The sequence below is a fragment of the Flavobacteriales bacterium genome, assembly GCA_020635855.1.
Taxonomy (GTDB): domain Bacteria; phylum Bacteroidota; class Bacteroidia; order JACJYZ01; family JACJYZ01; genus JACJYZ01.
This window is the reverse complement of sequence record JACJYZ010000003.1, coordinates 865864-891551: the sequence shown is the minus strand read 5'-3', so window position 1 is coordinate 891551 and position 25688 is coordinate 865864. Positions and strand designations below refer to the sequence as shown.

The window sequence follows — 25688 nt, the reverse complement described above, 5'->3', positions numbered from 1 at the left end:
CAATCGTCATCAGCAGCAAAGGCGCAGTATTTCTTAATGTTCGGCGGGAACACATTCAAACCGGTGATGGCATAGTAGGTACCGGGCTCGGTAACGGTGATGCATTGCGGGTTAGCGAATCCGCCCGGAGGTGTATATGGTTGGCCGTCTTTGTACCAGCTGGCCGTGCTTTCTTCCACGCACAAGGTAGCGGAATACCGGCCACCACACAGATGAGAATCTCCTGTAATGATCAGGGTTTTATCGGGCATGCTAACGGTCACCTGGTCGGTGGAAACACATCCATTCGCATTGGTATATGTCACCGTATAAGTCGTGGTGGTTGAAATACACGCGGTCGGATTGCTGATGTTCGGATTGTTCAAGCCGGTCGTGGGCGACCATGAATAGGTACCGGTGGTTTGCGGGTTGGTCACACAAAGCTGGGCACATCCTGCTTCGCAGACCAGCGTCTGGTCTCCGCATGCAACCACAACATCGGCCGGAGTATCTGCCTGCCTTGCGCCGCAATAGGCCATGTTAGCGCCACCGGCTCCGTTTGAAGCATAGTAACCTGTTCCCACCGGGGTGCCGTTTGCACCTGTAAAATAGGAGAGGCCCGATCCGCCGCCGTTGGAGGTGGTGGAATAAGAATCATAGGATCCGAAGTTCAGGCAGTACGTACCAGCACCGCCTCCGCCACCGGGTCCGTGAGATGTATCGTTGGTATATTCTCCTGCATCGCCACCCTTGCCACCGTTTGCTTCCACATGGATTGAATACAGGTGATCTACGGTCACCGACACACAGCCCCCCGCCCCGCCGCCGCCGGCACCGTCACTGATATTACCGGAGTGGGTTGCATTCGCCGCATTTTCCCCATTGGCCCGGACCGCGTATGCGGAATTGGTATTCTTGAAGGAGGCTCCTTTGATCAGGATGATACCACCTCCGTTGCCGCCGTCGGTACCATAGCTATTGTTTTGTTGGCCGCCACCACCACCGCCGCCCAGGAACAGGCGATACAACGAGCTGCTGCCATAATAGCTACCCAGGGCATGTGAAGACAAACCGCCCCAGTCCTCCAGCATGGTTGTATATCCGCCGTTACCTCCGGCACCGTAATTGGCACCGCCACCGCCGCCTGAATTGGCACCGCAGCTGCCGCCACCGCCATTGGCGGGAGCACCTCTTCCCCACCATTGTACATTGGAAATGCCTTCACCCATCTGACCCAGTTTCTGAACGGAAGTGGAGCGGATCACATTGGTACCTGTAACGCCATTTGAACTGCGACTTCCTCCGCGAAAGCCCAGGCCGCTGACATCAATATGGGCATTCTGAACGATGCTTCCGGCAGATACAAATGCCAGCACACCTCCGGTACTTCCGTTCCATGGCTGTGCTGTTAACGTATTTGTTATCTTGACCGAGGTGTATTCCGGAACACGCACCAACTGTACCTTGCCGCTGATGGTATATGAATTCAGCAAAGGCGCCTCAACGTATAGCGTATTACCGGTTTTCTGAATGATGCGCACGTATTCATTTTTTCCGGCATTGTTCAAATTGGTGACCGCGCCGAAGCTGATGTTGTTCACCGTGCTGATACTGGCACCTTTCATCTGAATGATCAGCGCCAGGTCTCCTACACCGAATGCACTTGCATCTGAAACGGTAATGGTTGCCGGGCAGCCATACCCGACCGCGGTAACCGGTTGATATTGATTGATGACGCCACCTATGTTGGTGGCAAAGATCGTCCCGTGACACAGGACCAGAAACAGGGTGATAATTCGCTTCATTGCATTTTATTTTTTACAAGTTCATTCGAAAGTGGCCCAAAACGAACCGCATTTCAACCATCAACCAGAATCCGGCGGCTTCCAACAAGAAAGCGGTTGACATCACCCGATCCCCCTTCCACCCAACGAGAAAAAACAACCACTCAACGATAAATACCTACGCTTTATCATTAAGAAATGGCGCTAACGAACCCTACGTACGTTTTTCAGTATAACAAATCACCCCCGAGTGTGACAAAAAGTGTGAGAATCGTGTATAAATGGAATGTTAACATCTCAGATTGGGTTCGTCCGGAAAAGCGAATTTTACTACTTATAGCCTTCCTGACCCTCTTTACAACCCAAAGTTTCGCGCAAATAAGCAGTTTCCCTTACGAAGAAGGCTTTGAGAGCGGATGGGGTTCCTGGACCAATCCGGGGGGAGACGATTTCAACTGGACAAGAACCAATGCCAACACGCCTTCCAACGGAACTGGCCCAGAAACAAGGGTGGAAGGCAGCTACTATGTATTCACAGAAGCTTCAAATCCGAACTTCCCCTCCAAAACCACCTACCTTCAGGCGACTTTTGATTTCACCAATGTGAATGAGCCCCAGCTGGGATTCTATATTCACATGTATGGCGCCAGTATGGGTTCACTGTATCTGGATGTCAATGACGGAAGCTGGAACAATGGAACCTGGTCGGTCACCGGGCAACAACAAACCGCCGGTACGGATGAATGGATTTTCGTTCAGGTGGACTTATCGGCGTATGGCAACCTCAGCAGCGTGATCGTGCGGTTCAGGGGGGTGACCGGAAGCAACTATGACAGCGATATCGCCCTTGATGACATCACATGCTGGGATCTGTGCTCAACACTGAATCCCGGTGATGCCTCCATTTCCGACGCATCCCTTTGCGCGTCCGGGGATGTGGACCTGGACCTGAACGGATACACCGGCGGAGCCACCATACAGTGGGAGGAATCCACCGACAACATTAATTTCAGTACCGTATCAGGTGCAACCTCCGATCATGAAACCATCTCGTCATTGGCAACCGGCAGCAGTTACTTTTACCGGGCGCTGGTAACAGACGGTTGTTCTCAATATTCGGATACCGTTTCCGTCACCGTTACAAACGGCGCTTCCAACAGTCTTCCCTATTCCGAAAGTTTTGAATCCGGTATCGGCGACTGGACCAACAGTGCTTCCGATGACATGGACTGGACGCGAACCAACACCACCACTCCCTCCAACAATACAGGTCCGGATGCCGCTGCGGATGGCAGCTGGTACCTGTTCACGGAAGCATCCAACCCGAACAATCCCGACAAGGTGGCACTCTTTCAGCAAACTTTTGATTTTAGCGGCAATACCCACCCCGAAATGACATTTTATTACCATATGTACGGCGCGAACATCGGGAGTCTTCACCTGGATGCCAATGCGGATCAGGATGTATGGAGTGTTTCCGGTCAACAACAGGCCAGTGGCGCCGACCCCTGGGGAGAAGCCTCCATTGACCTGAGTGCGTATGCCGGCCTTTCATGTGTGGCGATTACCCTTCGGGGCATCACTGGAAGCGGCTTTGCAAGTGACATCAGCATCGACAACATCAATCTCTGCGAACGCATTGTGGGGGGAACCGCTTCCATTTCCACCGGTTCCCTTTGCGGCGGAGGTAGCGTGGATGTATCTGTCAGCGGTTATACCCCTGGCGCCACCATTCAATGGCAACAATCCACCGACAACATCAACTTTTCAGATGTGATCGGAAAGACTTCCGACAATGAAACCATGACGGGACTTTCTACCGGTAACAATTATTATTACCGGGCGCAAATCACATACGGTTGTACAGGGTACTCAGATACCGTGGCTGTGTCTGTAGCGGCAGCCGGTGGAAATGCTCCTCCCTATACCGAAGATTTTGAGACCGGCGTGGGTGATTGGATCGATGCGACCGGGGACGACATGGACTGGACACGCGACAATGCAGGTACGCCATCCACCGGCACAGGCCCCTCCACCGGCGCCAACAGCTCTACCTGGTATATGTTCACCGAAGCTTCCAACCCGAATAATCCCGACAAGACCGCCATCCTGGAACAGGTATTCGACTTCTCAGCCACCACCCACCCGGAACTGAAGTTTTACTACCATATGTACGGCACCAATATTGGCACACTGAATGTAGATGTGAATGCCGATCAGGCCGTATGGAGTATCACCGGGCAACAGCAGACCAGCGAAACAGACCCATGGGTGCTGGCCACCGTGGACCTGGAAGACTATGCCGGTGAGTCATGTGTAACGGTGAGGTTCCGGGGCATTACGGGAAACGGCTTCGCCAGCGACATCGCCATTGATGAAGTGAACCTTTGCGACCGGGTGGAAACCGGCGACGCTTCACTTTCAGTAAACGTCATTTGCGGCACCGGAACCGCCAGCCTGTCGCTGACCGGTTACGACGGAAGCGCCACGCTGCAATGGCAGGAATCCACAGACAACATCAACTTCTCCGATATCTCCGGGGCAACGTCCGACAGCCACGATGTGGTGGATCCGGCCGCAGGATCCACATATTACTATCGTGCCGCCGTCACCAAAAGCTGCACCTATTATTCCGATACCGTTTCACTTGTCGTAACATCGGCCGGAGGCAATGCGCCTCCCTACGCGGAAAGTTTCGAATCAGGCCTGGGTGACTGGACCAATGCCAGTGGAGACGACATGGACTGGACCCGGGATGATGCAGGCACACCTTCCACTGGTACCGGTCCGGATGCAGCCATTGACGGCACCTGGTATGTGTACACCGAAGCTTCCACTCCGAACTTCCCCACCAAAGTGGCCATCTTCGAACAAACCTTCGACCTTAGCGCCGCCACACATCCGGAACTGCATTTTGCCTACCATATGTACGGTGCCAACATGGGAACGCTCAACGTGGATGTGAATACCGACATGGCCGTGTGGACCAAAACCGGGCAGCAATCCGCAGACGGAACAGATTGGCAATACGCGAACGTGGATCTGTCTGATTATGCCGGCCTTCCCTGTGTATCCATCCAATTCCGCGGAATTACCGGAAGCAACTTCGACAGCGACATGACCATTGATGACATCTCGCTGTGTGACAAACCCCAAACAGCCCCCATCGAAGGAAGAGACTCGGTTTGCGCCAACGAATCAGGTATCACCTATTCGGTACCCGCGCCCACTTCCTCCACCTACACATGGATCATCACCGGAGGCACCGCATCACCGGCACCCGGACCCAACGATACCGTGATCACAGTGAACTGGGGTAGCACAGCCATGGCCGATGCGCAGGTACAGGTGGTGGAAGATAACGGTTGCCAGGGCGACACCGTTTCACTGGATGTAGCCATTCATACCCTGCCGATGGATACCGTCACAGGCGACATCAACGTACTCGAATATGAAAGCGGTGTGAATTACTCCCTGACTGCCCGAAACGGATACACCTATAACTGGATCATCTCCGGTGGTACGCTTACATCAGGCCAGGGAACCGATGCGGTTACGGTGGACTGGGGCGCTGCCACTTCCGGCAATGTCCAGGTAACACCCGGTTCCGGTTGCGGAGCAGGAACAGCGTATGATCTTCCCGTAACAGTATATGGCAACATCAAAAGCATCACTACGGGCGACTGGAATCAGACATCCACCTGGGATTGCGGTACCTGCACACCCGGCCCTACCGACAACGTAATCATCGACAGCGGTGATGTGGTCACGCTCGTTGGAAACACCACCGTGGGCAACCTGATCATCCATGCCACCGGTACACTTGATATCGGTTCATATGTACTGACTGTCAATGGCGACCTGACGGTGAACGGCGAACTTTACGGAGACGGCACCACAAGCCCTTACATCATTCTTGGCGGAACCGATACCGAGTTCGGAGGCATCGGAGACATCTTCGATCTCAACCAGATCAGAATGACAACCGGTAACAAAACCATTCCTTCCGGTGCAAACCTGACCGTGGATGACGCCAAACTCCGACTGTACGATGGCATCACCGTTACCAATAACGGAAGCATTGCGGTAGACAAAAACATCGACCGCATCACAGGAACGCCCGTATGGCTGAACAAGGCCAACTCCTACCTGTCGGTCGGAGGCAACCTGTTGCTTACAAACGCCTCTTTCGATGCCAGCGCCGCCAACAACACGGTTGCTTATACCGGCAGCGCCAACCAAACCGTGAAAGCCGCCACTACCGGCTATCACCATCTGACCCTGTCCGGATCGGGCACGAAAGGACTGGAAGCCAACGCGGACATCAACGGCAACGTAACCATCAATGCCCCCTTCGCCACAAATGATTTTAACCTGGATGTTGCAGGAAACTGGACCAACAACAGCACTTTCAGCGCCGGCACATCCCTCACCACCTTCAGCGGTACCACAACGATCAGCGGCACTTCTTCCAGCACCTTCCACGATGTGACCGTATCCGGAACACTCACCTCCCAGGTGGGAGATACCCTCGGTATTACAGGAAACTGGATCATCACGGGAGGATTCAACCACAACAACGGATTGATGTATTTCAACGGCAGCACAGCGCAAACCATTACGGGCGGACTTACCTACAACGACCTGACCATCGACAATGCCAGCGGAGTAACCATCCTTTCAGGAGAACACAACCTGATCGGTACACTGCACACGGAAGCCGGTACTTTCACCACCGGAGATGATTTCACTTTGATATCAAACGTCAGCGGAACCGCCAGCATCGGCGAGATCAAATCAGGCGCTGATGTCACCGGCGACATTACGGTTCAACGATATATTACAGGTAACGCAGGTTACCGGAACGTATCATTCCCTGTCAGCGGAGCAACACTGGTACAACTGAACGATGACGTGACCCTGACCGGGATTGCCGGAACAGGAAACGAATGGGAAGATTACTGGACCAACATGTACTGGTACGATGAAGATTATGCCGGAACGGGTGACATCAACGAAGGCTGGGTGGCCATGAGCGATGTGTCCGACGGGCTCAGCAACGACAAAGGTTATACCTTGTGGATGTATGACCGCGACATGCCGGTTACCCTGGACGTCACCGGACCCGCTGTTACCGGTGATGTGAACATCCCGCTTACCTATGACAATTCGGGCGGACCTACCGACAACGGGTGGAACCTGGTGGCCAACCCCTACCCTTCCACCATTGATTGGGACGCCGCCAACATGAACTACAATGCAAGTGTGAACAATGCCATTTACGTTTTCAGGGACGACATCCAGCAGTATGCAAGTTATGTGGGAGGCGTCGGCACCAACGGAGGCTCGAGGTACATTCCTTCCTGTCAGGCCTTCTGGGTACAAACCAACGGCTCTTCACCCGGCTTGTCCATGAAGGAAAGCGTGAAGGTCGACAACGACGTGACCTTTTACCGAGTGGTTTCAGAATACGACAACATGGTGGAAGTAAGGATCGACGGACTTGGTTTTCAGGATCAGACAACGGTCCGGTTCAGTCAGGATGCCAGTGCGAATTTCGACAGTGAACTGGATGCGCACAAACTCATCAGCACCACACCGGACGTGCCCAACCTGTGCACCATCGACCAGGCGAATGAAATATACTCCATCAACACGCAGCCCGAGTTGCAAGGTGAAACCACGATCCCCATGGATGTGATGGTGGAGCACGGAGCAAAATACACCTTAACCTTCTCACAATTGTCAACCCTCGAACCCGAGATCACCGTGACACTGGTGGATCACATTACGGGAAAGGAACAGGATATCCGCAAAAAATCAACCTATGAATTTACCGGAGACACCACATTCACAGATACGGAGTTCTCGCTCATTTTTTCCCGCAACACCGCCATTGAAAACCTGGAAACATTCAAGGCCGAACTCGAAGAGGATGTGGTGAACCTGTCGTGGATCACGTCAACGGAAACCGACTGTGACTTCTATACAGTGCTGAGAACAACGGATTTCAAACACATCGAAGAGATCGCGCAGGTGGATGGCGCAGGTAACAGCAACAAGAAATTGAAATACCACGAGCAGGACCCTCAACCGTTGACAGGCATCAGTTATTATCGACTCCGGCAAACCGATTTCAATGGGAATGAAGCGTACAGCAATTACGTACAGGTGAATTATGACGGAATTACAACATCTGTTCAGAACCCTGGAGATACGGACGCGCCCCAACTCAATGTTTACCCGAATCCCGCCGTATCCAATCTGTTCATCCGGTATTCCAACCTGCAGCAACACCATGTGAGGCTGACCGTTTACAATGCCCTCGGACAGGCGATAGATTCATACGCACTGAATTCTTTCTCAGTGAAGTCCTCAGGCGAAATCCGGATCGACCTGAATGCACACGGGTATCAAAAGGGGATTTACTTCATTCAACTGGATTCCGACGAAGGCGTGTTGAGCAGGCAACAATTTGTGGTGAATTGATGCGCATGCTCCCGATGGGCGTGTGAGTGCGCAGCGCCGTCAATGGCTCCCCACAACCAATAAGTAACAAATCCTTCCTCGGATATAAACAATGCTACCAAGGCGCAAAGGCACCAAGGTTCGTGGCAAAATATCAGGCGTAACCACCTTAACATTACCACCATCTTAGGCGATGGACCTCAAAATCAACCCCTTCGTTCAATAAGTCATTTCTACCTTTCATCCCGGCAATCATTGTGTACATATATTTAACAGTTCCCATCTCCGGAGCTTCATTAACTTCGTACAAACCAAATTCTCATACATGCGCCGGATCCTTCTTTGTCTGTTTGCCGCCTGGAGCTGTTCCGCCCTGGGCCAGTCATCCATTTCCTTACAACCGGGTTTAAAATTACCGGATGACAGTGTCATTGCCCGTAACCTCATGCACGACTTGTCGGATTTCCTGGACCATATCGCAAAAGACCAGCCGGACAACCCCAGGATTGCCGCGGAGGGGAAAGCAGAAACCTTAGACCTGATCGACGAGATCAAAGGTATCGGCGCAAGTGAAGCGCATCAGGACGACCAATTTTACAAACCCGTGCTGCTGAACGTGACCCCAGAAGATGAGCATTCTTTCCTGGTTCAATTGGCTTATATGGGCGCTGCGGATAGCAAGGGCGAGTTGCGTGCCCTGTTCGAATTGCAGGCACACACCGGCAACGACCGGCACTTTACATTCAGTTCCCCTGTTTCAATCTTTACCGGTCACTGGAAAACATTCCACACACCGCATGTGGTATGGCGGTACAAGGAACATCTGGACACCACCCTGGCAAAGGATTACGATCAATACCTGGATGCATACAACAGGAAGCTGGATATGGCGACGAGCAATATTCACATCTATTGCTGCAATAACGCTGCCGAAGCACTGCGCGTAATGGGCGTATCGTACAAGCGTGATTACGCCGGCATGCCATCCATCAGCCTGACCTCAGGCGACGGCAACACCATGGCCATGATCACGTCTGAATTCGGCAACCGTTTTGGCGCTTTCGACCTGCACGACACATGGCACGGTTGCCTGTACCGGAAAATGCCGTTCGCCCAGGTGAACCGCCCGGTGGATGAAGGATGCGCTTACCTTTACGGCGGCAGCTGGGGCATTTCGTGGGTGGACATCTACCAACTTTTCTATAAAGAAGTGGCAGGCAAAAAAAACGTGAACTGGTTTGAGCAATATGAAGCCATGGATAATTTCAGCGCGAATGCAAAGGAGAAACTGATCACCACCTATGTCATCAATGCGCTCATCGTTCAAAAGCTGGAAAAGGAAAAAGGCTTTCAAGCCGTGATGGAGTTGCTGCGCAGCACGCCCATGAAGCAAGACCAAACTGCATACCTGGCAAGTTTGGAAAAGCTGACCGGCATCAACAAGAAGAACTTCAACAAGGAAATTGGGAAACTGGTGGAGGCGGAGAAACAGCGCTTGCAATAACCTGTCTGCAGTGTCGCTGGCACAAACAATCCCGCTCAATATGTATATCCCGAAACACTACCTGAACACCGACAGGGAAGAAGTGCTCCAATTCATGCGCGCACACAACTTCGCCACCCTGGTGACGGTTGACAACAACATGCCAAGTGCCACCCATGTGCCGTTCACAATCAAGGAGAACGGGGATGACCTTGTGCTCTCATCACACCTTTCAAAGGCGAACCCGCAATGGATGCAATTGAAGAACAACCCTGTGCTGGTGATCTTCACCGAACCGCACGCGTACATCTCACCCAAACATTACGAACGCGAGATGAACGTACCTACCTGGAATTATATATCCGTACACGCATACGGTCAGGCAGCACTCCTGACAGATGCCAGCGAATCAACAACCGACCTGGAAGCGATGATCATGGAGACCGATCCGGGGTACAAAGCACAATGGGACCGATTGCCCGATGATTACAAAAGAAAAATGCTGAATGGAATTGTGGCGTTCCGGATCACGGTGACTGAAATTCAGGCGAAGAACAAACTCAGCCAGAACAAAAAGGAAGGTGAGCGACAAAGCATCATCGCAGCGCTGGAAAACAGCAGCCACGATCATGAACGTGCCATCGCGGAAGCCATGAAGCTAAGGTCCTAAGTCGCCAGTCCCAAGTCTTTAGTCGCAAGGTAGGAATTGCGGCATTGAGATGGAGCATTCAACGGGATGCTTTCATTTTCAAATTGACACATTTTCAAATTATCAAATTCCACACACGCCTCTTTACTTTGTATAATATATATGATATATTGGCGATGATTATTCGGCATCAGGTCAAGTGGTGCCACTTACAAGTTGACGCCCCTCTGTAAAACCTTATACACATGAAATTCATCTCTACATTTCTGGTGTGCCTTGTTGCACCCTTTTGCCTTTTCGGCCAGGGTTATGTTCTCACCCAATATTTTGACGGAGCGGACACATCCGCCACCAATTCCATCATCATAGTAATGGATACCTCCGCATCCAACATATGGCAGATAGGACCTCCTCAGAAAACGATTTTTAACAAGCCCTCCACCGTGCCCAACGCCATCATGACGGACACCATCCATCCCTATCCGACCAACAACCATTCAAGTTTTATGTACACCCTGCCGCCGACTACCTTTTTAGGCAACTCGGTACTTGCGCTTCAGTGGATGCAGAAACTGGATATGGACCAAGGGTTTGATGGAGGGATTCTTGAGTTCTCGGTCGACAGCGGAATCACGTGGCAAAATGCTTTTGACAACCCCTACGTGTATAACTTTTACGGATTCCAAAAGGAAAACAAGGATACTTTACCCGGAGGTGAATATGTCTTTTCCGGGACCGATACCACCTGGCGGAATATCTGGCTATGCTTCGAAACCTCTTGGATGACGCAGCAAACAGACTCTCTGAAGGTCCGCTTCACATTTACCTCCGACTCCATTGAGCAGAACCGGGAAGGCTGGATGATTGACAACCTGATATCCAGCATTACCTTATTTCATACCGTGAATGAGAAGAAACCGGAACAATACATGCGCATCTCCCCCAGTCCCACCACCGGAAGAATTTTCATTGATGTGGAAAAACTGGACGAGTTCCACATCATTGAGCAAATAGAACTGATCAGCCTGAATGGCCAGGTGGTACAAACCTGGGGGCCTGCACCCATCAAATTTTATGTCGACATCAACTCACATCCCAATGGGGTCTACTTCCTGAAAGTACGTACCAACAAAAAAACAGAGCTATACAAGGTTGTGCTTCAACATGAATAAGCACATCCACATCAGCAGCTATCCTTCTGTTATTCTTATATGCCTTTTTCTTGTTGTGGCATTGGCCGGTTTCCGCGTGGAGAAGCCGGCCACGCCCTACACGTTGCCGGAGCTCCGTTACTTTCCACCATTACCTGTTACAAACAATCCGCCTACCATTGAGGGTGTGGATCTGGGGCGACATCTGTTTTACGACCCGATTCTGAGTGTCGACTCTTCCCTTTCATGCGCCCATTGTCACCGGCAAGAAGCGGCTTTTTCAGATGCCCCCAAAAAATTCAGTACAGGTATCCGACAAACACCGATGAAAAGGAACACCATGCCGCTTTTCAACCTGGCCTGGTATCCGGCATTCTTTTGGGACGGCAGGGCGGCCGATCTGGAATCGCAGGTATTTCAGCCGGTACGTGCACATGATGAGATGGACCTCGACTGGGAAACGGCCGTGCAGCGTATTGCAGGAAATACATTCTACCGGGCAAGATTCAGGTCCGTATTTGGGTCGGTGCAAATCGACAGCAACCTGGTGGCCAAAGCCATCGCACAATTCGAACGTGTACTGATTTCAAACCGGTCCAGGTACGACAGCGTGTTGGCCCGAAAAGCTTACTTCACACCGGAAGAATCCGAAGGTTTTCGCATCGTGAATGATCAATCGAAAGGGGATTGCCTGCATTGCCACCCGACCGATGCACAGGCTTTGGGTACAACCGGTCAATTCAGCAACAACGGACTGGATGCATTCACCCGTCCTGAACAATTTACTGATCCGGGTAGAGGTGGTGTTTCAAACCTGGCAAAAGACACCGGGTTGTTCAGGATCCCATCCCTCCGCAACATTGCACTCACCGCACCTTACATGCACGACGGGCGATTCCAGACATTGGAAGAAGTGATTGATTTTTACAGTGAAGGGGTACATGCCAGCTACAACATCGACAGCAAAATGCAATACGCCTACCGGCACGGTGTACATTTCACCGCTGAAGATAAAGCCCAGGTGCTGGCCTTTCTCAAAACCCTCACGGATTCGGCGTTCATCACCGATCCTGCGTTTGGGAATCCGTGGTGATGTTCACAATACCAAAACGCTCACTCCTTCGAAGCCGGTTACTCTTCCGGTAACGCATCAAACGCCGCCTTCTTCTCTGCCATCCATTTGTTCATGGCTTCCGGCGAATGCATGAGGGATTGCATTTCTTTCATGGCAAGCATGTGGGCTGCGTCCCCCTTTTGGAACATTTCCATTCCGTGTTGCTTGCTGAGTGCCGCGATCTCTTCGAAGGTCTCGGCCTGGAAGGCGAGGTCGCAGGCACCGCCGAGCTGTTTGCAGGTCATGGTTTTCATGAAGAAAGTTTGTGGTTTGTGGTTTCTAGTTTCTAGTTTGCTTGCCCGTCCGTAGCGGAGCGAAGGCGGGTGGTTTGCTTGCCCGTTCGTAACATCATGAAAGCAGGTGGTTGTATGCAGCCATTTACTAGCGGCCATCTAACGTCTAATGTCTAACATCTAACATCTATCATCCGATCCTCCTCGCAAGGTAAGCACTTTGGAAAACTGACGTATGCATTGATACGGTTACTTTCATTTTCAAATTTTCAAATTACCACATGGCCACATTTTCTCACCTCTGCAAGAAAGTGCATTACGTTCGCTCATTGCGTTTGAAGATTGCACCTACCTTCACACCTGAGGGCTAAATAAAAAAACACAACCACTTGTTTCCTCTTAAGGAAACTTATATTTTTGTCATGAAGCCCGACTTGCAACCCAAGTTTCAGGTGGTTTTTATGGAAGAAGCCGCCATGTTCCTTGAAAAACTTCCACCGAAAACCCGAAAGAAAATTATTTACAACATCCGCAAAGCCCAGGTGACCCGGGACGAGGTGCTCTTTAAAAAGCTCACGCCGGATGTCTGGGAATTCAGAACCCTCTTTGGCAAAACCCACTACCGGCTTTTTGCCTTTTGGGATAAAACCAAAAAAAGGGAAACGCTGGTCGTTGCCACGCACGGGTTGATAAAGAAAACCGGTAAAACACCTGAACAGGATCTGATAAAAACAAGAAACAGCATGCAGGTCTATTTTCAATCCAAAGTCCATCCATCATGAAAAAGAACATACTCAAAACCTATACACTGGATGAACTCACCGATCAGCACATCGGCAAGAAAGGCAGCATAGAACGCGAAGCCTTCGAAAACGAACTGCGGGTGGATCTCCTGGGAGAGGCCATCAAGAAAGCGCGCAAAGAACGCCACCTCACCCAACAGCAACTGGGCGATCTCATCGGCGTGCAAAAAGCCCAGATCTCAAAACTCGAAAACAGCCTCACCGATGTGCGCTTCGAAACCATTCTCAAAGTGTTCAAAGCATTGAATGCAAGGATCATTTTTCAGGTGGAGTTGTTGGGATAAAAAGTTTGTGGTTTCTGGTTTGTGGTTGCCCGCCCATAGCGGAGCGAAGGCGGGTGGTTAATCAGCATCCGGGAAATTTGAGATGGGTAATGAGTTGGTAGAAACTTGAAATGCCTTCCCTCCACGCTTTAGATTCTATAATTCTAACACACCACGATCATCATAAACACTTTTTTCATCCCCATCAATAACACTCCATAAGTCTTCATTTATTCCTGTTGACAGGTAAATTTTCTTGTGGATGCTACAAATGTATCTGACCCGGTCTTGGGTCAAGTTGCACCCACTGGAAATTGCCCTTGTTGATCGGAACTTATGTCCGGCTTTATCGGAAGAGTTCTTTTTCAGCCACTCATATATCCGCCGTTTATCGCTCCATTCAATCAATTTATCCCTCGTCCACTTGGTCAGACCTGTGGCCTGGCTTGCAAAAAAACCACCAGCAATACCAATGATGATACCTTGCCAAAGTTTGTCCATAGCGATTTCAAATTAATGCAGGGAACAATTCATTTCCCACTGCCCAACCACAAACTACAAACCACAAACTAACCCCTCCATCTTCCGCATCGCCCCTATCAGCTTTTCCGATTCGGAGAAGTTCAGCGTTTGCTGGCCATCACTCATTGCTTCTTCGGGTTTTTCGTGTACTTCATAGATCACGCCGTCGGCGCCGGCCGCCACGCCCGCAAGAGCGATAGAGGGAACATAGGCCCTCACCCCCACGCCGTGCGACGGGTCGGCGATCACAGGTAGGTGCGACTTCTCTTTTAACACCGGAATGGCGTTGATGTCGAATGTATTCCGGTAGGCGTTCTCGAATGTACGGATGCCGCGTTCGCACAGCAGCAGCCGCTCGTTGCCATTGGAAAAGATGTATTCCGCCGATTGCAGCAACTCGTCGATCGTGCCCGACATGCCGCGCTTGATGAGTACGGGCTTATCCACCTCACCCAAGGCATCCAGCAAATTGAAGTTTTGTGAGTTGCGCGCGCCCACCTGGTAGATGTCGATGTAGGGATACATGTCTTCCACCTGGCTCACCTGCATGACTTCCGTGATGATCTTGATGCCGTGCTTCGAGGCAATGCCATGCCACATCTTCAGGCCTTCGATGCCCATGCCCCGGAAGGTGTACGGAGAACTGCGCGGCTTGTACACCCCTCCCCGCATGATGCGGATGCCGTTGGCCACCAGGTGCTGCACGATCTTCTCCACCTGCTCTTCGCTTTCGATGGAGCAAGGCCCGGCCATCATGGCGAAGTCGCCGCCGCCGATCTTCACCCCGTCGCCGAGGTCGATCACCGTGGGTTCCACCTTCCATTTTCTTGACACCAGCTTGTAAGCGTCCGATACGCGGTGGAGGTCTTTTACACCTGCCATGGCACCCACAATGCGGATGTCGAATTCCTTTTTACCGATGCACACGAGGTAGGTGCCGCGCTGGGTTTTCACCTCGGTGGGCTTGTACCCGATCTCTGCGATCTTCGCGTTTAGCGCTTCCCGCTGAGCCGGTGTGATGTTTTCTTTAAGCTGAATGATCATGGCTAATTATGAATTATGGATTAGGAATTAGGGATGGCGGCTTCTTTTCATGGTCATACTACCTTTTGAAATGCCTTTACCCGATGGGTCTTCATTTCTAATTCCTCATTTCTAATTTCTAATTTGTTTCACAAATTCCCCCACCGCTTCTTTCAATTCCTTGCCTTTTCCTTCCACAGCTTTGATGAAGGCACTGCCGATGATCACGCCGTCGGCATATTGCGTGGCTGCCTCGTAGGTTTCCTTGTTGGAGATGCCGAAGCCGATGAGGCGTGGGTGCTGCAACTTCAGCCCGTTCACACGTGCGAAGTAAGCCTGCTGCGTTCCGGTGATGTTGCTTTTTGCACCCGTGGTGCTGGAGGCCGCCACCATGTAGATGAAGCCCCCCGTCTGCCGGTCGATCTCCAGGATGCGTGCATCGCTGGTTTCCGGGGTGATCAGGCAGATGAAGTGCAGGCCGTTGGCTTCGAACAAGAATTTGTATTTGCCGGTGTATTCATCCAGCGGCAGGTCGGGGATGATGACGCCGTCGATGCCGGTGGCCTTGCAGTCGTGTGCGAATTTTTCCATGCCGTATTGCAGGATGGGGTTCAGGTAGCCCATCATCACCAGGGGCAGGGTTACGTCTTTGCGGATGTCTTTCAGTTCGCTGAAAAGCGCCGGCAGGTTCATGCCGTTCTTCAGCGCGATCTCGCTGCTGCGCTGGATGGTCGGACCGTCGGCCAGCGGATCGCTGAACGGGATGCCCACCTCTATCATGTCCACGCCGCTGTTTTGCAGGTTGCGGATGATGTCAACGGATGTGTGCGCTTCCGGGTGCCCGGCGGTGAAGTATACCGAGAGAACGGGACGGGTGCGCTGTTTGAAAAGTGTATCGATTCTGTTCATGTGGATGTTATTTTTCTCCGGTGATGCGTTCGCGGTGCTGGATGTAGGTCATCAGGTCTTTGTCGCCACGCCCCGACAGGTTCACCACCACTATGTCGTCGGATGCGAACTTTTCTTTCTCCAGCCACGCCAGCGCATGGGCAGATTCGAGTGCAGGGATGATGCCCTCCATGCGAGCCAGTCTGTAACCGGCCGCCAGGGCTTCGTCGTCGGTGACGTTGCCGTAGTGCACACGTCCCATGCTGTTCAGGTAGGCATGTACCGGACCGATGCCGGGATAGTCGAGTCCGGCCGATATGCAATGCGGTTCGGTGATCTGCCCGAATTCATCCTGCATCAACAGGGTCATGCTGCCATGAATGATGCCGGGTCTTCCCAGCACGCTGGTGGCTGCCGACCGTCCGCTATCGACACCTTCACCAGCTCCTTCCACCGCTATCAACCTGACACCTTCATCATCCAGGAAGTGATAGAAGGCACCTATGGCATTGCTGCCGCCACCTACACAGGCGATCACGGCATCCGGGCATTCACGGCCTTCTTTCTCGAGAAGCTGGTTGCGCATTTCTTCGCTGATGATCGACTGGAACCTGGCGACCATATCAGGGTATGGATGAGGTCCTACGACGGAGCCGATGATGTAATGCGTTTCGGCCGGGTGGTTGATCCAGTCGCGAATGGCTTCATTGGTGGCGTCCTTCAGGGTTTTGCTGCCGCTGGTAGCCGGAACGACCGTTGCCCCGAGCATCTTCATGCGTTCCACGTTGGGCTTCTGGCGGGCCATGTCCACCTCACCCATGTACACCACGCAGTCCATTCCCATCAGGGCGCACACGGTGGCGGTGGCTACACCGTGCTGACCGGCGCCTGTCTCCGCGATGATGCGTTGCTTGCCCAAACGGCGGGCCAGCAGGATTTGCCCGATGGTGTTGTTGACCTTATGTGCACCGGTGTGGTTGAGGTCTTCCCTTTTGAGGTACACGCGACTTCCGTACTTCTCCGAAAGTCGTTTGGCGAAGAAGAACGGCGTAGGCCGTCCGCAGTAATCGCGGAGGAGTTGCAGGAACTCCGCCTGGAACTCTTCCCCGTGGATGATGTCGAGGTATCTTTCTCTCAGTTCCTCCACATTGGGCACGAGCATTTCGGGGATGTAGGCGCCACCGAATTCTCCGTAAAAGCCTTTTTCGTTAACAGCGTATTTTGACATATAGATAGAAATATCAGGATGTGCTTTTCAATTGTTGAAGGAAAGATTCCAGTCGTTGTTCGTCCTTCATGCCGGGTTCCGTTTCGAACTTGCTGTTCAGGTCCACACCCATCAGGGCATGGTGCGAAACGGAGCGGATGGCTTCCGTATCTTCCGGGCCAATTCCGCCACTCAGCAGGAAGGGCACGCGCAGGTGATAATCTTTCAGCAGGTCCCAGGTGAACTTCTTACCTGATCCACCGTGTGAAACGCTGGCCGTATCGAACAGGAAATAGTCCACGTGCGTGATGTAATCCGCCAGTTCCTCGAAGTCGAATACTTCTGCGATACCGAATGCCTTCAACACCAGCAATCCCTGCAGTTTCATTGCTCGGCAGAATTCCGGTGATTCCGTACCATGCAGCTGCACGGCATCCAGGTGGTAACTGTCTGCAGTGCGAATAATATCTTCCTGTTTCGCATTCACAAACACACCCACACGGCGGATGGAGGAAGGCAGCGACTGCACCACGGAAGGCTCGAGTATGTCACCGGCATAGCGGGGCGACTTCGGGTAAAAGATAAATCCCATGAAGTAGATTCCGAGTTCGGCTACTTTCCGGATGTTGTTGGCATCACGCATGCCGCATACTTTAATTCGGAGGGTCATGTTAGATGTTAGATATTAGACAATAGATGTTAGACTTGCTTGTCCGCCGTAGCTTTGGCGTAGGCGGAAGACTTGAGACTCTTAATAAATTCACTGCATGCCGCTCCCGGGCGTCCGGTTTTCATGAATGTTTCTCCGATCAGGAAGCCGTTGAAGCCGGCATCTTTCAGCTGCATCACAGCAGCCGGGTCGCTGAGTCCACTTTCGGAGATCAGCGTTTTTTCTTTGGGCAGATGCGGAAGCAGGTCGAGGGACGTTTGCACCGACACGTCGAAGGTTTTCAGGTTGCGGTTGTTGATGCCCACGATGTTCACTTCATCGGTGATGTGTCCGAGTTCACTTTCATCATGTAGCTCCAGCAATACTTCGAGTCCGAGCGACCGGGCGAACGAAGCCAGCTCCTTCACACGTTTGGGCGATAGCGCCGCGGCGATGAGCAGGATGGCATCGGCGCCGATGGAACGCGCTTCGATGATCTGGTATTCATCCACCGTGAAATCTTTCCGGAGGATGGGACAGTAATTGAATTTTCGTGCGGTGGTAAGGTCGGCGCTGCTGCCGCCGAAGTACTCCTTATCGGTAAGAACAGAAAGCGCAGATGCACCGGCGGCCATATAAGCCAGGGATACCTGCTCCACGGATATGTGCGCATTGATCACACCCTTTGATGGCGACTTTCGTTTGATCTCGGCGATGATGCCCGACAGGTCGGGGCGCCGGATGTAGGTTTCCATGGACACCACGGGAGCGGTGAAATGCGACGTTCCTTCCAGCAGCTTCACCGGAAACAGGCTTTTCCTCTCCTCTACTTCCTTGAATTTCGAGGCGATAATCTTTTCTAAGATATTCATAGGGCAATCAGTTTTTTAAAGCTTTCCAATGCCTTGCCGGACGTGAGCGATTCACGTGCCGCAGCAACAGCATCTTCGGTTGAGAGGGAAGGATTGCTGCATGCAATGGCCAATCCTGAATTGGCGATCACCACTTCATTCTGGGCGCGACTGCCGTTTCCTTCCAGTATCTGCGTAAAAATGGCGGCGGCTTCTTCCACAGTATCTCCGCCAAAAATTTCATCGGCTTTGCAGGTATGCAGTCCGAGGTCTTCCGGGCGCAGCACCTGTTCTCCTTTCCTGCGGATCACCTTGAATTCGCCGGTGAGCGACACCTCATCATATCCGTCGAGGGCATAGATGATCATGAACTCCTTATCGGTATCCTGCAGCATGTATTGGTAAAGGCGCGCAAGGTCAAGGTTGAACACACCCACAATCTGTTTGCGGGGGAATGCGGGGTTCACCATCGGACCGAGCATGTTGAAGAAGGTTTTCATCTTCAACTCTTTCCGCACCGGTCCCACCTGTTTCATCGCGGGGTGAAAAAGGGGGGCATGCAAAAAGCAGATGCCGGCCTTCTCCAGTTGCGTGCGCAGTTTGTCTTTCTCGTTGGTAAACTTCAGTCCGAAATGCTCCAGCACATTGGAAGAACCAGACACGGAACTCACGCCATAGTTGCCGTGCTTGGTCACCTTGTACCCTGCACCTGCCACCACGAAGGATGAGAGCGTGGAGATATTAAACGTGTTTTTGCCGTCGCCGCCGGTACCACACAGGTCAATGGGGTCGTACTCCGACAGGTCTACATTGAGGCACAGGTCGAGCAGCGCATGGCGAAAGCCCGACAGTTCTTCCACGGTGATGCTGCGCATGAGGTACACCGTAAGGAAAGCCGCCAGTTCACTGGTATTGAAAGATGCATTGGCGATGTTGCGGAGCACGTCATAAGCCTCATCCTTGCTGAGGGACTTGTACTCGAACAAACGGTTCAGGATGTCTTTCATGGAAAGCGCTTCCTGCATTGTGGTAGTGTTTGCGGTGGTCTGGTTCATATCAGTGGGTCAACCAATTTTGTAACATCTGTTCGCCGTGTTCGGTGAGCACGGATTCGGGGTGGAACTGCACGCCCCTCACGTCATATTGCAGGTGCCGGAGTCCCATGATGTGGCCTTGTTCATCTTCAGCCGTGATGCGCAGCACATCATTCGGAAAGCCTTCCTTGCCCACGATCCAGCTGTGGTAGCGTCCGATGGTCAGCGGGTGGGGCACATCCCGGAACAGTATCTCCTCTTCATCCAACACATTCGCGGAGGTGGCCACACCGTGCATCACGTCGGGGATGTTCACCAGTTGCGCACCGAACACTTCACCGATGGCCTGGTGGCCGAGGCATACGCCCAGGATACTTTTGGATGGCGCATAGGTTCGGATGAGATCGAGCAGGATACCCGCTTCGGAGGGAATGCCCGGTCCTGGTGAAAGGATGATTTTATCATAGGCAGCGATGTCTTCCAACGCGATCTTGTCGTTGCGGAACACCTCGTAGTTGTCGTACCCCAGCTTCTGCACGATGTGCACGAGGTTGTAGGTAAATGAATCGTAGTTGTCGAAAATCAGGATGCGCACGTTACAATTCCTCCGCTTTAGCCAGGGCGTTGTTGAGCGCCGCCAGTTTGTTGTTCACTTCATTCTTTTCATTTTCCTCCAGCGACTTTTCCACCACGCCGGCGCCTGCCTGGTAATACAGGCGGTTTGACTTGCTCAGGAAAGACCGGATCATGATGGCATGGTTGAAGTCGCCGTTGAAACCCAGGTAACCCAGGCATCCACCGTAGAAACTTCTGCCTCCGTTTTCATAGCGGTCGATCAGTTGCATGGCCATGTGTTTGGGTGCGCCCGAGAGGGTTCCGGCAGGAAAGGTCTCCGCCACCACACGTAAGGGTGATGTGTTCTTCCGCAGTTTCCCGGACACTTTGGACACCATGTGGATCACATGGCTGTAGTACTGGATTTCCTTGAAGGTTTCCACCTCCACCTCATCGCAGTTGCGGCTGAGGTCATTGCGTGCCAGGTCTACCAGCATCACGTGCTCGGCATTCTCCTTGGGGTCTTCCATGAGCGCGAGTGCCGCTTCCTGGTCGGCCTTGTCGTCGCCTGTTCTGCGGAAGGTACCGGCGATCGGGTAGATGCTGGCTACGCCGCCTTTCACCACGATTTGCGCTTCAGGTGAAGAACCGAAGATCTTGAAGTTGCCAAAATCGAAGTAAAAAAGATAGGGAGAGGGATTGACGCTTCGGAGGGTGCGGTACACATTGAACTCATCGCCTTTGAATCCGCGGCTGAATTCGCGTGACAAAACGATCTGGAAAACGTCGCCCCTGCGACAATGTTCTTTGCCTTTCGCCACCACCTGCATGAATGCTTCGTCGGTGAAGTTGCTCACCTCAGCTTCTGTTGTCTGGAAACGATAGGTGGCGAAGTTCTTGTTGCGGATCAGAGACACCACCTGTTCGATACGGCTTTCTTCCTGTTGGTAAAGATGCTCGAAGATGTGTACCTCGTTGTGGAAGTGATCAACGGCGATCACGTACCGGAACACCTTGTAATAAAGATCGGGGATCTGCTTTCCTTCAGCTACTTTGTTTTCAAGGCGAATGTCTTCGTAGTAGCGCACGGCATCGTAGCACATGTACCCGAAGAGTCCGTTATTGATGATGCCTTTGGGGCCTGAGTCGGAGACAAAGGAAGCGGCGAACTTTCCCAGGGCATCCACCACATCGGTGCCTTCGGTGATGGCGGTTTTGTTTTCCGTTCCATCGGGGAATTTCTCAAACAAGGTCTCACCTTCTACCCTGAAGGCAGCCACCGGATCACAGCAGATATAAGAGAACGAATTCTCATTGCCATGGTAATCGGAACTCTCCAGCAAGAGGCTGTTGGGAAACTTGTCTCTCAGTTGCAGGTACATGCCCACCGGAGTGAATGTGTCCGCCAGCAATTTGCGGTGGACGGTCTGGAAGGAATACTTTTTCATAAGCTCGGCAAAATTATCATAAAAAAAGGCCCGCTGTTCGAACAGCGGGCCTTTGGTATATTGGACAAATCAAAGCGGTAGCTGTTCACCTTCAGGTCAACATCCACCACCAAGCTTGATTCTTGCTACGATTGATCATGCCGCAAATGTAAGCAAACGGTTTTGAAAAATGCAATGGCCGATGGCAAAAAAGAAACCGGGTTGTTGTTACACAAACCCGGCTCACACAGGACAATCCAAATTTTCACCTTCCGTATGCCCTTACCCGATTGTACGAAGCACCCACATGAATGTTGCAGTGGATCAGCATTTTAGGTGTTTATACCTATTCTAGGATCTGAGACATTAGAGGATAGACAACAGATGGCACATTGCCCACACAGGCAGGATGGCAACTTGCTTGCCCGCCCGTAGCTTTTGCGAAGGAGGGAGACTTGCGACTTGAGACTTAATTAAAGTATATTTGGCAACCCAAGCTGTGTCCGATGCAATTACGCCCCTGGCAACAACATGTGATTTTATGGTTATTGGTGATCATCGCCTATGCGCAGGTGATATCCATGACCAACATCCTGCAGTGGGACATGGTGGATCAGTTTTTCCCATGGAGGCGCTTTATTGCAGAGAACCTTAACAACGGTATCATCCCCATGTGGAATCCTTATGAGCATGGTGGTTATCCCATCCATGCCGATCCGCAAGCCGGGGTTTGGTATCCGGTGACATGGATCATGGGCTTCCTTACACACTATTCCACCCAGGGCATACAGATCGAGTTCATTCTTCACCTGATGATAGCTGCTTCAGGCATGCTGATTCTGGGGTCTACCGTCGGCCACAGCACCACTGCTTCGATGATCATTGCCATGGCATATGCACTTGGCGGGGTATTTACTTCCAACGCGCAGCACATGACATGGATCGTGAGTGCCGCATGGCTGCCCTTCACCATCGCCGCATTTTTACAATACATCAACAGTTTCCGGATCCGGCATGTGGTTAAGTTCGCCTTCTTCCTATCCATGATGATCACCGGCGGATATCCCGGTTTCCTTTTCATCCTCTTTTATTTCCTGCTGGCCCTGGTAGCGGTGAGGGGCGTTTCCTGGTACAGGAAAAAACAACACGAAAACTGGCTGAAGCTGCTGCTGGGAGGAACAATCGCAGTGGCGGTTGTGCTGGTATTAACCGTAGGATTTTTGCTTTCCGTGAAAGAATCCATGCCGCTGATGCTCCGTGGCAGCGGTGTAACGGAAGAACGCGCTTTGTTCGGTCCATTCTCGCCGCGCGCCATGATCTCCTTCTTCACACCGTATGCAACAGTAAAAGACGGGGAGTTTTTCGGGACCGATATTTCCATGGCCAACGCCTACTCGGGGTTGTTGCCCCTGGCCTTTTTCCTGCTGGCCATGATACGCAGGATCAACCGCAAGGAGTGGACCTTTATGTTGTTCGGAACCTTTTGTCTGGCGGCCGCCTGGGGAGATGCCCTTCCGGTACGCAAGCTGCTGTACGACTTCGTGCCGTTTATGGACATGTTCCGGTTCCCTTCACTGTTCAGGATTTTCGCACTCGTGGCTTTCCTGGTCCCCGCCGGGTTCTCTATCGACTATGTGCTGGCCAAACGCCGCACACGGATCGTCTCCGCACTGATCATCCTGATGGGGACGGCGTTTACCGGACTCGTGCTCTACTTCCTGGACCAAACCACCGACCTCTCTCCTACAACCGCCGGCCCGGGTCTCATCCGGATGTCGGCTGAGTCGGGCAAGGCAGAGCATGTCGTCTTCCAGGGCGTGATACAACTGGTGATGCTGGCCTCGCTCCTCGGGTTGTTATACTATGGCAGGAACAAACGTTTACTTCCGGTATACATGCTAATCTTTACAGCCGTTGATATGGTCATGGCGGTTCAGCTGAACCTCCCGTACACCGTGGTGAGCGAGTTTTCCCCGATCCAATCCGAACGCCTGCTGGAACCGTATCCGTCCGGCTTCCCTGTGCCCGAAAACATCAAGATGATCGACACAAAGGACCAGGGCATTCCGGGCACACCTTTCTGGCGGAACACCAACATGTATTTCAAGCGCATTTCGGGCGACGGATACAATCCGTTTGTGCTGAACAATTTCGACCTCTTATACAACAGTGCCTTCCGGGATTCCATCTGGCAAAACCCGTGGATCTTTTTATCCAAAGACATCCAGATCGCCGGTGACATGACATCGATGAGCGAGATGGCGGTACCCAACAACCGCACACTGGTGATCGCATCCGACCAGTTATCGGGATTTCCGTTTACCATCCCGTCTTCCGCCGAATCTTCCGCAGCAGACAAAATCAACATCACCGATTTTTCACCCAATGGCGTAACAGCCGCCATCACCGTATTACATACCCGGTTTCTGACCATCATGCAAAACGATTACCCGGGCTGGCATGCATATATAGACGGAAAGGAAACGCCCAGGCTGACCACCTGCTTCAGCATGCAAAGTGTTTTGGTACCACAGGGACAGCACACCGTTGAATTCAGGTATGAAAAACCGTGGGTGACCTGGACCTTTATCCTGGCGCTGATCATGTTCCCGGCTGTGGCGGTTTACTATTTTTTGTCGGGACGAAAAACCAAAAAAGTGTTGCCCACTGTGAAGTCGGCCTGACACTGGTTCACTTCAATGCGATAACTTACCTTTACAACATGTCTGATCCGAGGAAAAAGGCATTGCGGATTACCATCGCTGGTATTTTCATTAACCTGTTGCTGGCGGGTATCAAGGGAAGTGCCGGATTTCTCGGGCATTCGTATGCGCTGATCGCAGACGGCATCGAATCATCCACCGACGTATTTGCTTCGCTCCTTGTGTTGATCGGCTTGCGGTATGCCACCAAGCCTGCGGATGAGAATCATCCTTATGGCCACGGAAAGGCCGAACCGCTTTTCACTTTCGTTGTGGTGGGTTTCCTGGTCATCTCGGCCACGGTAATCGCATATGAGAGCATCATGCATATCCAAACCCCTCACAAAATACCTGCTCCATTCACCCTCATCGTACTGGGAACGGTGATTGTTGCCAAGGAGATCTTCTTTCGGCTGGTTTCCAAAAGCAGCAAGGAAACCGGCAGCACCTCCCTGCATGCCGAGGCCTGGCACCACAGGAGTGATGCCATCACATCTTTGATGGCCTTTATCGGCATTTCCATCTCACTTTGGATGGGCAAGGGATATGAAACGGCCGATGACTGGGCGGCGTTGCTGGCGTCGGTTTTCATTGTTTACAATGCCTACCTGATCTTCAGACCGGCCCTGGGTGAAATCCTCGACGAACACATGTACGATGAAATGGTGCTTCGCATTCGTGAAGTTGCTGCCGGCGTTCCGGGCGTAGCGGGTACCGAAAAATGCTTCGTGCGCAAAACCGGCACGACCTTTCATGTGGATTTACATATGGAAGTGGATGGCAACCTGTCGGTGACCGAGGGGCACACCATCGCCCATAACCTCAAAAACACCCTTCAGGATCACTTCCCGGAAATCGCAGATGTGCTGGTGCATGTAGAGCCGGCCAACATGGAGAATTGAT

20 protein-coding genes are annotated in these 25688 nt (G+C 52.1%); 9 read left to right on the top strand and 11 right to left on the bottom strand.

The window, feature by feature from the left end:
* The coding region (locus H6585_12080; protein MCB9449069.1) for a hypothetical protein at positions 1-1784 on the bottom strand (1784 nt) is incomplete at its 3' end.
* Between the two features lie 252 nt (positions 1785-2036).
* Between H6585_12080 and H6585_12075 the strand changes: the two genes are divergently transcribed.
* From H6585_12075 to H6585_12055, 5 genes are all read left to right on the top strand, one after another.
* Positions 2037-8252, top strand: coding sequence for a T9SS type A sorting domain-containing protein (locus H6585_12075; protein MCB9449068.1), 6216 nt, complete (start codon positions 2037-2039; stop codon positions 8250-8252).
* A gap of 304 nt (positions 8253-8556) precedes the next feature.
* Positions 8557-9735: a hypothetical protein gene (locus tag H6585_12070; GenBank protein MCB9449067.1), complete on the top strand. Its 1179-nt coding sequence runs from the start codon at positions 8557-8559 to the stop codon at positions 9733-9735.
* Positions 9736-9775: 40 nt separating this feature from the next.
* Entirely contained in the window at positions 9776-10384 is a 609-nt protein-coding gene (locus H6585_12065; protein ID MCB9449066.1) for an FMN-binding negative transcriptional regulator, read from the top strand.
* A 224-nt stretch (positions 10385-10608) separates the two neighbouring features.
* The gene (locus H6585_12060) at positions 10609-11535 is read left to right on the top strand and encodes a T9SS type A sorting domain-containing protein (GenBank protein MCB9449065.1); all 927 of its coding nucleotides are present in this window, start codon (positions 10609-10611) and stop codon (positions 11533-11535) included.
* Positions 11528-12607, top strand: coding sequence for a cytochrome-c peroxidase (locus H6585_12055; GenBank protein ID MCB9449064.1), 1080 nt, complete (start codon positions 11528-11530; stop codon positions 12605-12607). Before H6585_12060 ends, H6585_12055 begins: the two co-directional genes overlap by 8 nt.
* A gap of 38 nt (positions 12608-12645) precedes the next feature.
* Here the strand turns inward: H6585_12055 and H6585_12050 are convergent, their stop codons facing one another.
* Entirely contained in the window at positions 12646-12882 is a 237-nt protein-coding gene (locus H6585_12050; protein ID MCB9449063.1) for a DUF1059 domain-containing protein, read from the bottom strand.
* 401 nt (positions 12883-13283) lie between these two features.
* On the opposite strand from H6585_12050, the gene H6585_12045 reads away from it, so the two are divergent.
* On the top strand, positions 13284-13643 hold the full coding sequence (locus H6585_12045; protein ID MCB9449062.1) for a type II toxin-antitoxin system RelE/ParE family toxin: 360 nt from the start codon (positions 13284-13286) through the stop codon (positions 13641-13643).
* A complete protein-coding gene (locus H6585_12040; GenBank protein ID MCB9449061.1) occupies positions 13640-13948 on the top strand; it encodes a helix-turn-helix transcriptional regulator in 309 nt (102 codons plus the stop codon). Before H6585_12045 ends, H6585_12040 begins: the two co-directional genes overlap by 4 nt.
* Before the next feature lie 135 nt (positions 13949-14083).
* On the opposite strand, the gene H6585_12035 is transcribed toward H6585_12040, so the two are convergent.
* From H6585_12035 to H6585_11995, 9 genes are all read right to left on the bottom strand, one after another.
* Positions 14084-14428, bottom strand: a complete 345-nt coding sequence (locus H6585_12035) for a hypothetical protein (GenBank protein MCB9449060.1) — start codon at positions 14426-14428, stop codon at positions 14084-14086.
* A 54-nt stretch (positions 14429-14482) separates the two neighbouring features.
* Positions 14483-15493: a 3-deoxy-7-phosphoheptulonate synthase gene (gene aroF / locus H6585_12030; GenBank protein ID MCB9449059.1), complete on the bottom strand. Its 1011-nt coding sequence runs from the start codon at positions 15491-15493 to the stop codon at positions 14483-14485.
* A gap of 111 nt (positions 15494-15604) precedes the next feature.
* Entirely contained in the window at positions 15605-16381 is a 777-nt protein-coding gene (locus H6585_12025) for a tryptophan synthase subunit alpha (protein ID MCB9449058.1), read from the bottom strand.
* Positions 16382-16388: 7 nt separating this feature from the next.
* Entirely contained in the window at positions 16389-17588 is a 1200-nt protein-coding gene (gene trpB / locus H6585_12020) for a tryptophan synthase subunit beta (GenBank protein ID MCB9449057.1), read from the bottom strand.
* A gap of 13 nt (positions 17589-17601) precedes the next feature.
* Positions 17602-18237: a phosphoribosylanthranilate isomerase gene (locus tag H6585_12015; protein MCB9449056.1), complete on the bottom strand. Its 636-nt coding sequence runs from the start codon at positions 18235-18237 to the stop codon at positions 17602-17604.
* A gap of 29 nt (positions 18238-18266) precedes the next feature.
* Positions 18267-19088 carry an indole-3-glycerol phosphate synthase TrpC gene (trpC, locus tag H6585_12010; protein MCB9449055.1) on the bottom strand — a complete coding sequence of 274 codons (822 nt, stop codon included), beginning with the start codon at positions 19086-19088 and terminating at the stop codon, positions 18267-18269.
* Positions 19085-20074, bottom strand: coding sequence for an anthranilate phosphoribosyltransferase (gene trpD, locus H6585_12005; protein ID MCB9449054.1), 990 nt, complete (start codon positions 20072-20074; stop codon positions 19085-19087). The genes trpC and trpD overlap by 4 nt, the downstream gene beginning before the upstream one ends.
* A 49-nt stretch (positions 20075-20123) precedes the next feature.
* Positions 20124-20696, bottom strand: coding sequence for an aminodeoxychorismate/anthranilate synthase component II (locus H6585_12000; GenBank protein MCB9449053.1), 573 nt, complete (start codon positions 20694-20696; stop codon positions 20124-20126).
* Position 20697: 1 nt separating this feature from the next.
* Positions 20698-22104 carry an anthranilate synthase component I family protein gene (locus tag H6585_11995; GenBank protein MCB9449052.1) on the bottom strand — a complete coding sequence of 469 codons (1407 nt, stop codon included), beginning with the start codon at positions 22102-22104 and terminating at the stop codon, positions 20698-20700.
* 485 nt (positions 22105-22589) lie between these two features.
* Between H6585_11995 and H6585_11990 the strand changes: the two genes are divergently transcribed.
* A complete protein-coding gene (locus tag H6585_11990; GenBank protein MCB9449051.1) occupies positions 22590-24767 on the top strand; it encodes a hypothetical protein in 2178 nt (725 codons plus the stop codon).
* Between the two features lie 38 nt (positions 24768-24805).
* Positions 24806-25687 carry a cation transporter gene (locus H6585_11985; protein MCB9449050.1) on the top strand — a complete coding sequence of 294 codons (882 nt, stop codon included), beginning with the start codon at positions 24806-24808 and terminating at the stop codon, positions 25685-25687.
* The last annotated feature ends 1 nt before the right edge of the window (position 25688 follow it).

Bases quoted from the DNA above. Each gene is read 5' to 3' on its own strand.
- H6585_12025 (MCB9449058.1), bottom strand. From the start codon at position 16,381: ATGAACAGAATCGATACACTTTTCAAACAGCGCACCCGTCCCGTTCTC.
- H6585_12035 (MCB9449060.1), bottom strand. From the start codon at position 14,428: ATGGACAAACTTTGGCAAGGTATCATCATTGGTATTGCTGGTGGTTTT.
- H6585_12065 (MCB9449066.1), top strand. From the start codon at position 9,776: ATGTATATCCCGAAACACTACCTGAACACCGACAGGGAAGAAGTGCTC.
- H6585_12040 (MCB9449061.1), top strand. From the start codon at position 13,640: ATGAAAAAGAACATACTCAAAACCTATACACTGGATGAACTCACCGAT.
- H6585_12055 (MCB9449064.1), top strand. From the start codon at position 11,528: ATGAATAAGCACATCCACATCAGCAGCTATCCTTCTGTTATTCTTATA.
- aroF (MCB9449059.1), bottom strand. From the start codon at position 15,493: ATGATCATTCAGCTTAAAGAAAACATCACACCGGCTCAGCGGGAAGCG.
- H6585_12045 (MCB9449062.1), top strand. From the start codon at position 13,284: ATGAAGCCCGACTTGCAACCCAAGTTTCAGGTGGTTTTTATGGAAGAA.
- H6585_12070 (MCB9449067.1), top strand. From the start codon at position 8,557: ATGCGCCGGATCCTTCTTTGTCTGTTTGCCGCCTGGAGCTGTTCCGCC.
- trpC (MCB9449055.1), bottom strand. From the start codon at position 19,088: ATGAATATCTTAGAAAAGATTATCGCCTCGAAATTCAAGGAAGTAGAG.
- trpD (MCB9449054.1), bottom strand. From the start codon at position 20,074: ATGAAAGACATCCTGAACCGTTTGTTCGAGTACAAGTCCCTCAGCAAG.
- trpB (MCB9449057.1), bottom strand. From the start codon at position 17,588: ATGTCAAAATACGCTGTTAACGAAAAAGGCTTTTACGGAGAATTCGGT.
- H6585_12050 (MCB9449063.1), bottom strand. From the start codon at position 12,882: ATGAAAACCATGACCTGCAAACAGCTCGGCGGTGCCTGCGACCTCGCC.
- H6585_12060 (MCB9449065.1), top strand. From the start codon at position 10,609: ATGAAATTCATCTCTACATTTCTGGTGTGCCTTGTTGCACCCTTTTGC.
- H6585_11990 (MCB9449051.1), top strand. From the start codon at position 22,590: ATGCAATTACGCCCCTGGCAACAACATGTGATTTTATGGTTATTGGTG.
- H6585_11995 (MCB9449052.1), bottom strand. From the start codon at position 22,104: ATGAAAAAGTATTCCTTCCAGACCGTCCACCGCAAATTGCTGGCGGAC.
- H6585_12015 (MCB9449056.1), bottom strand. From the start codon at position 18,237: ATGACCCTCCGAATTAAAGTATGCGGCATGCGTGATGCCAACAACATC.
- H6585_11985 (MCB9449050.1), top strand. From the start codon at position 24,806: ATGTCTGATCCGAGGAAAAAGGCATTGCGGATTACCATCGCTGGTATT.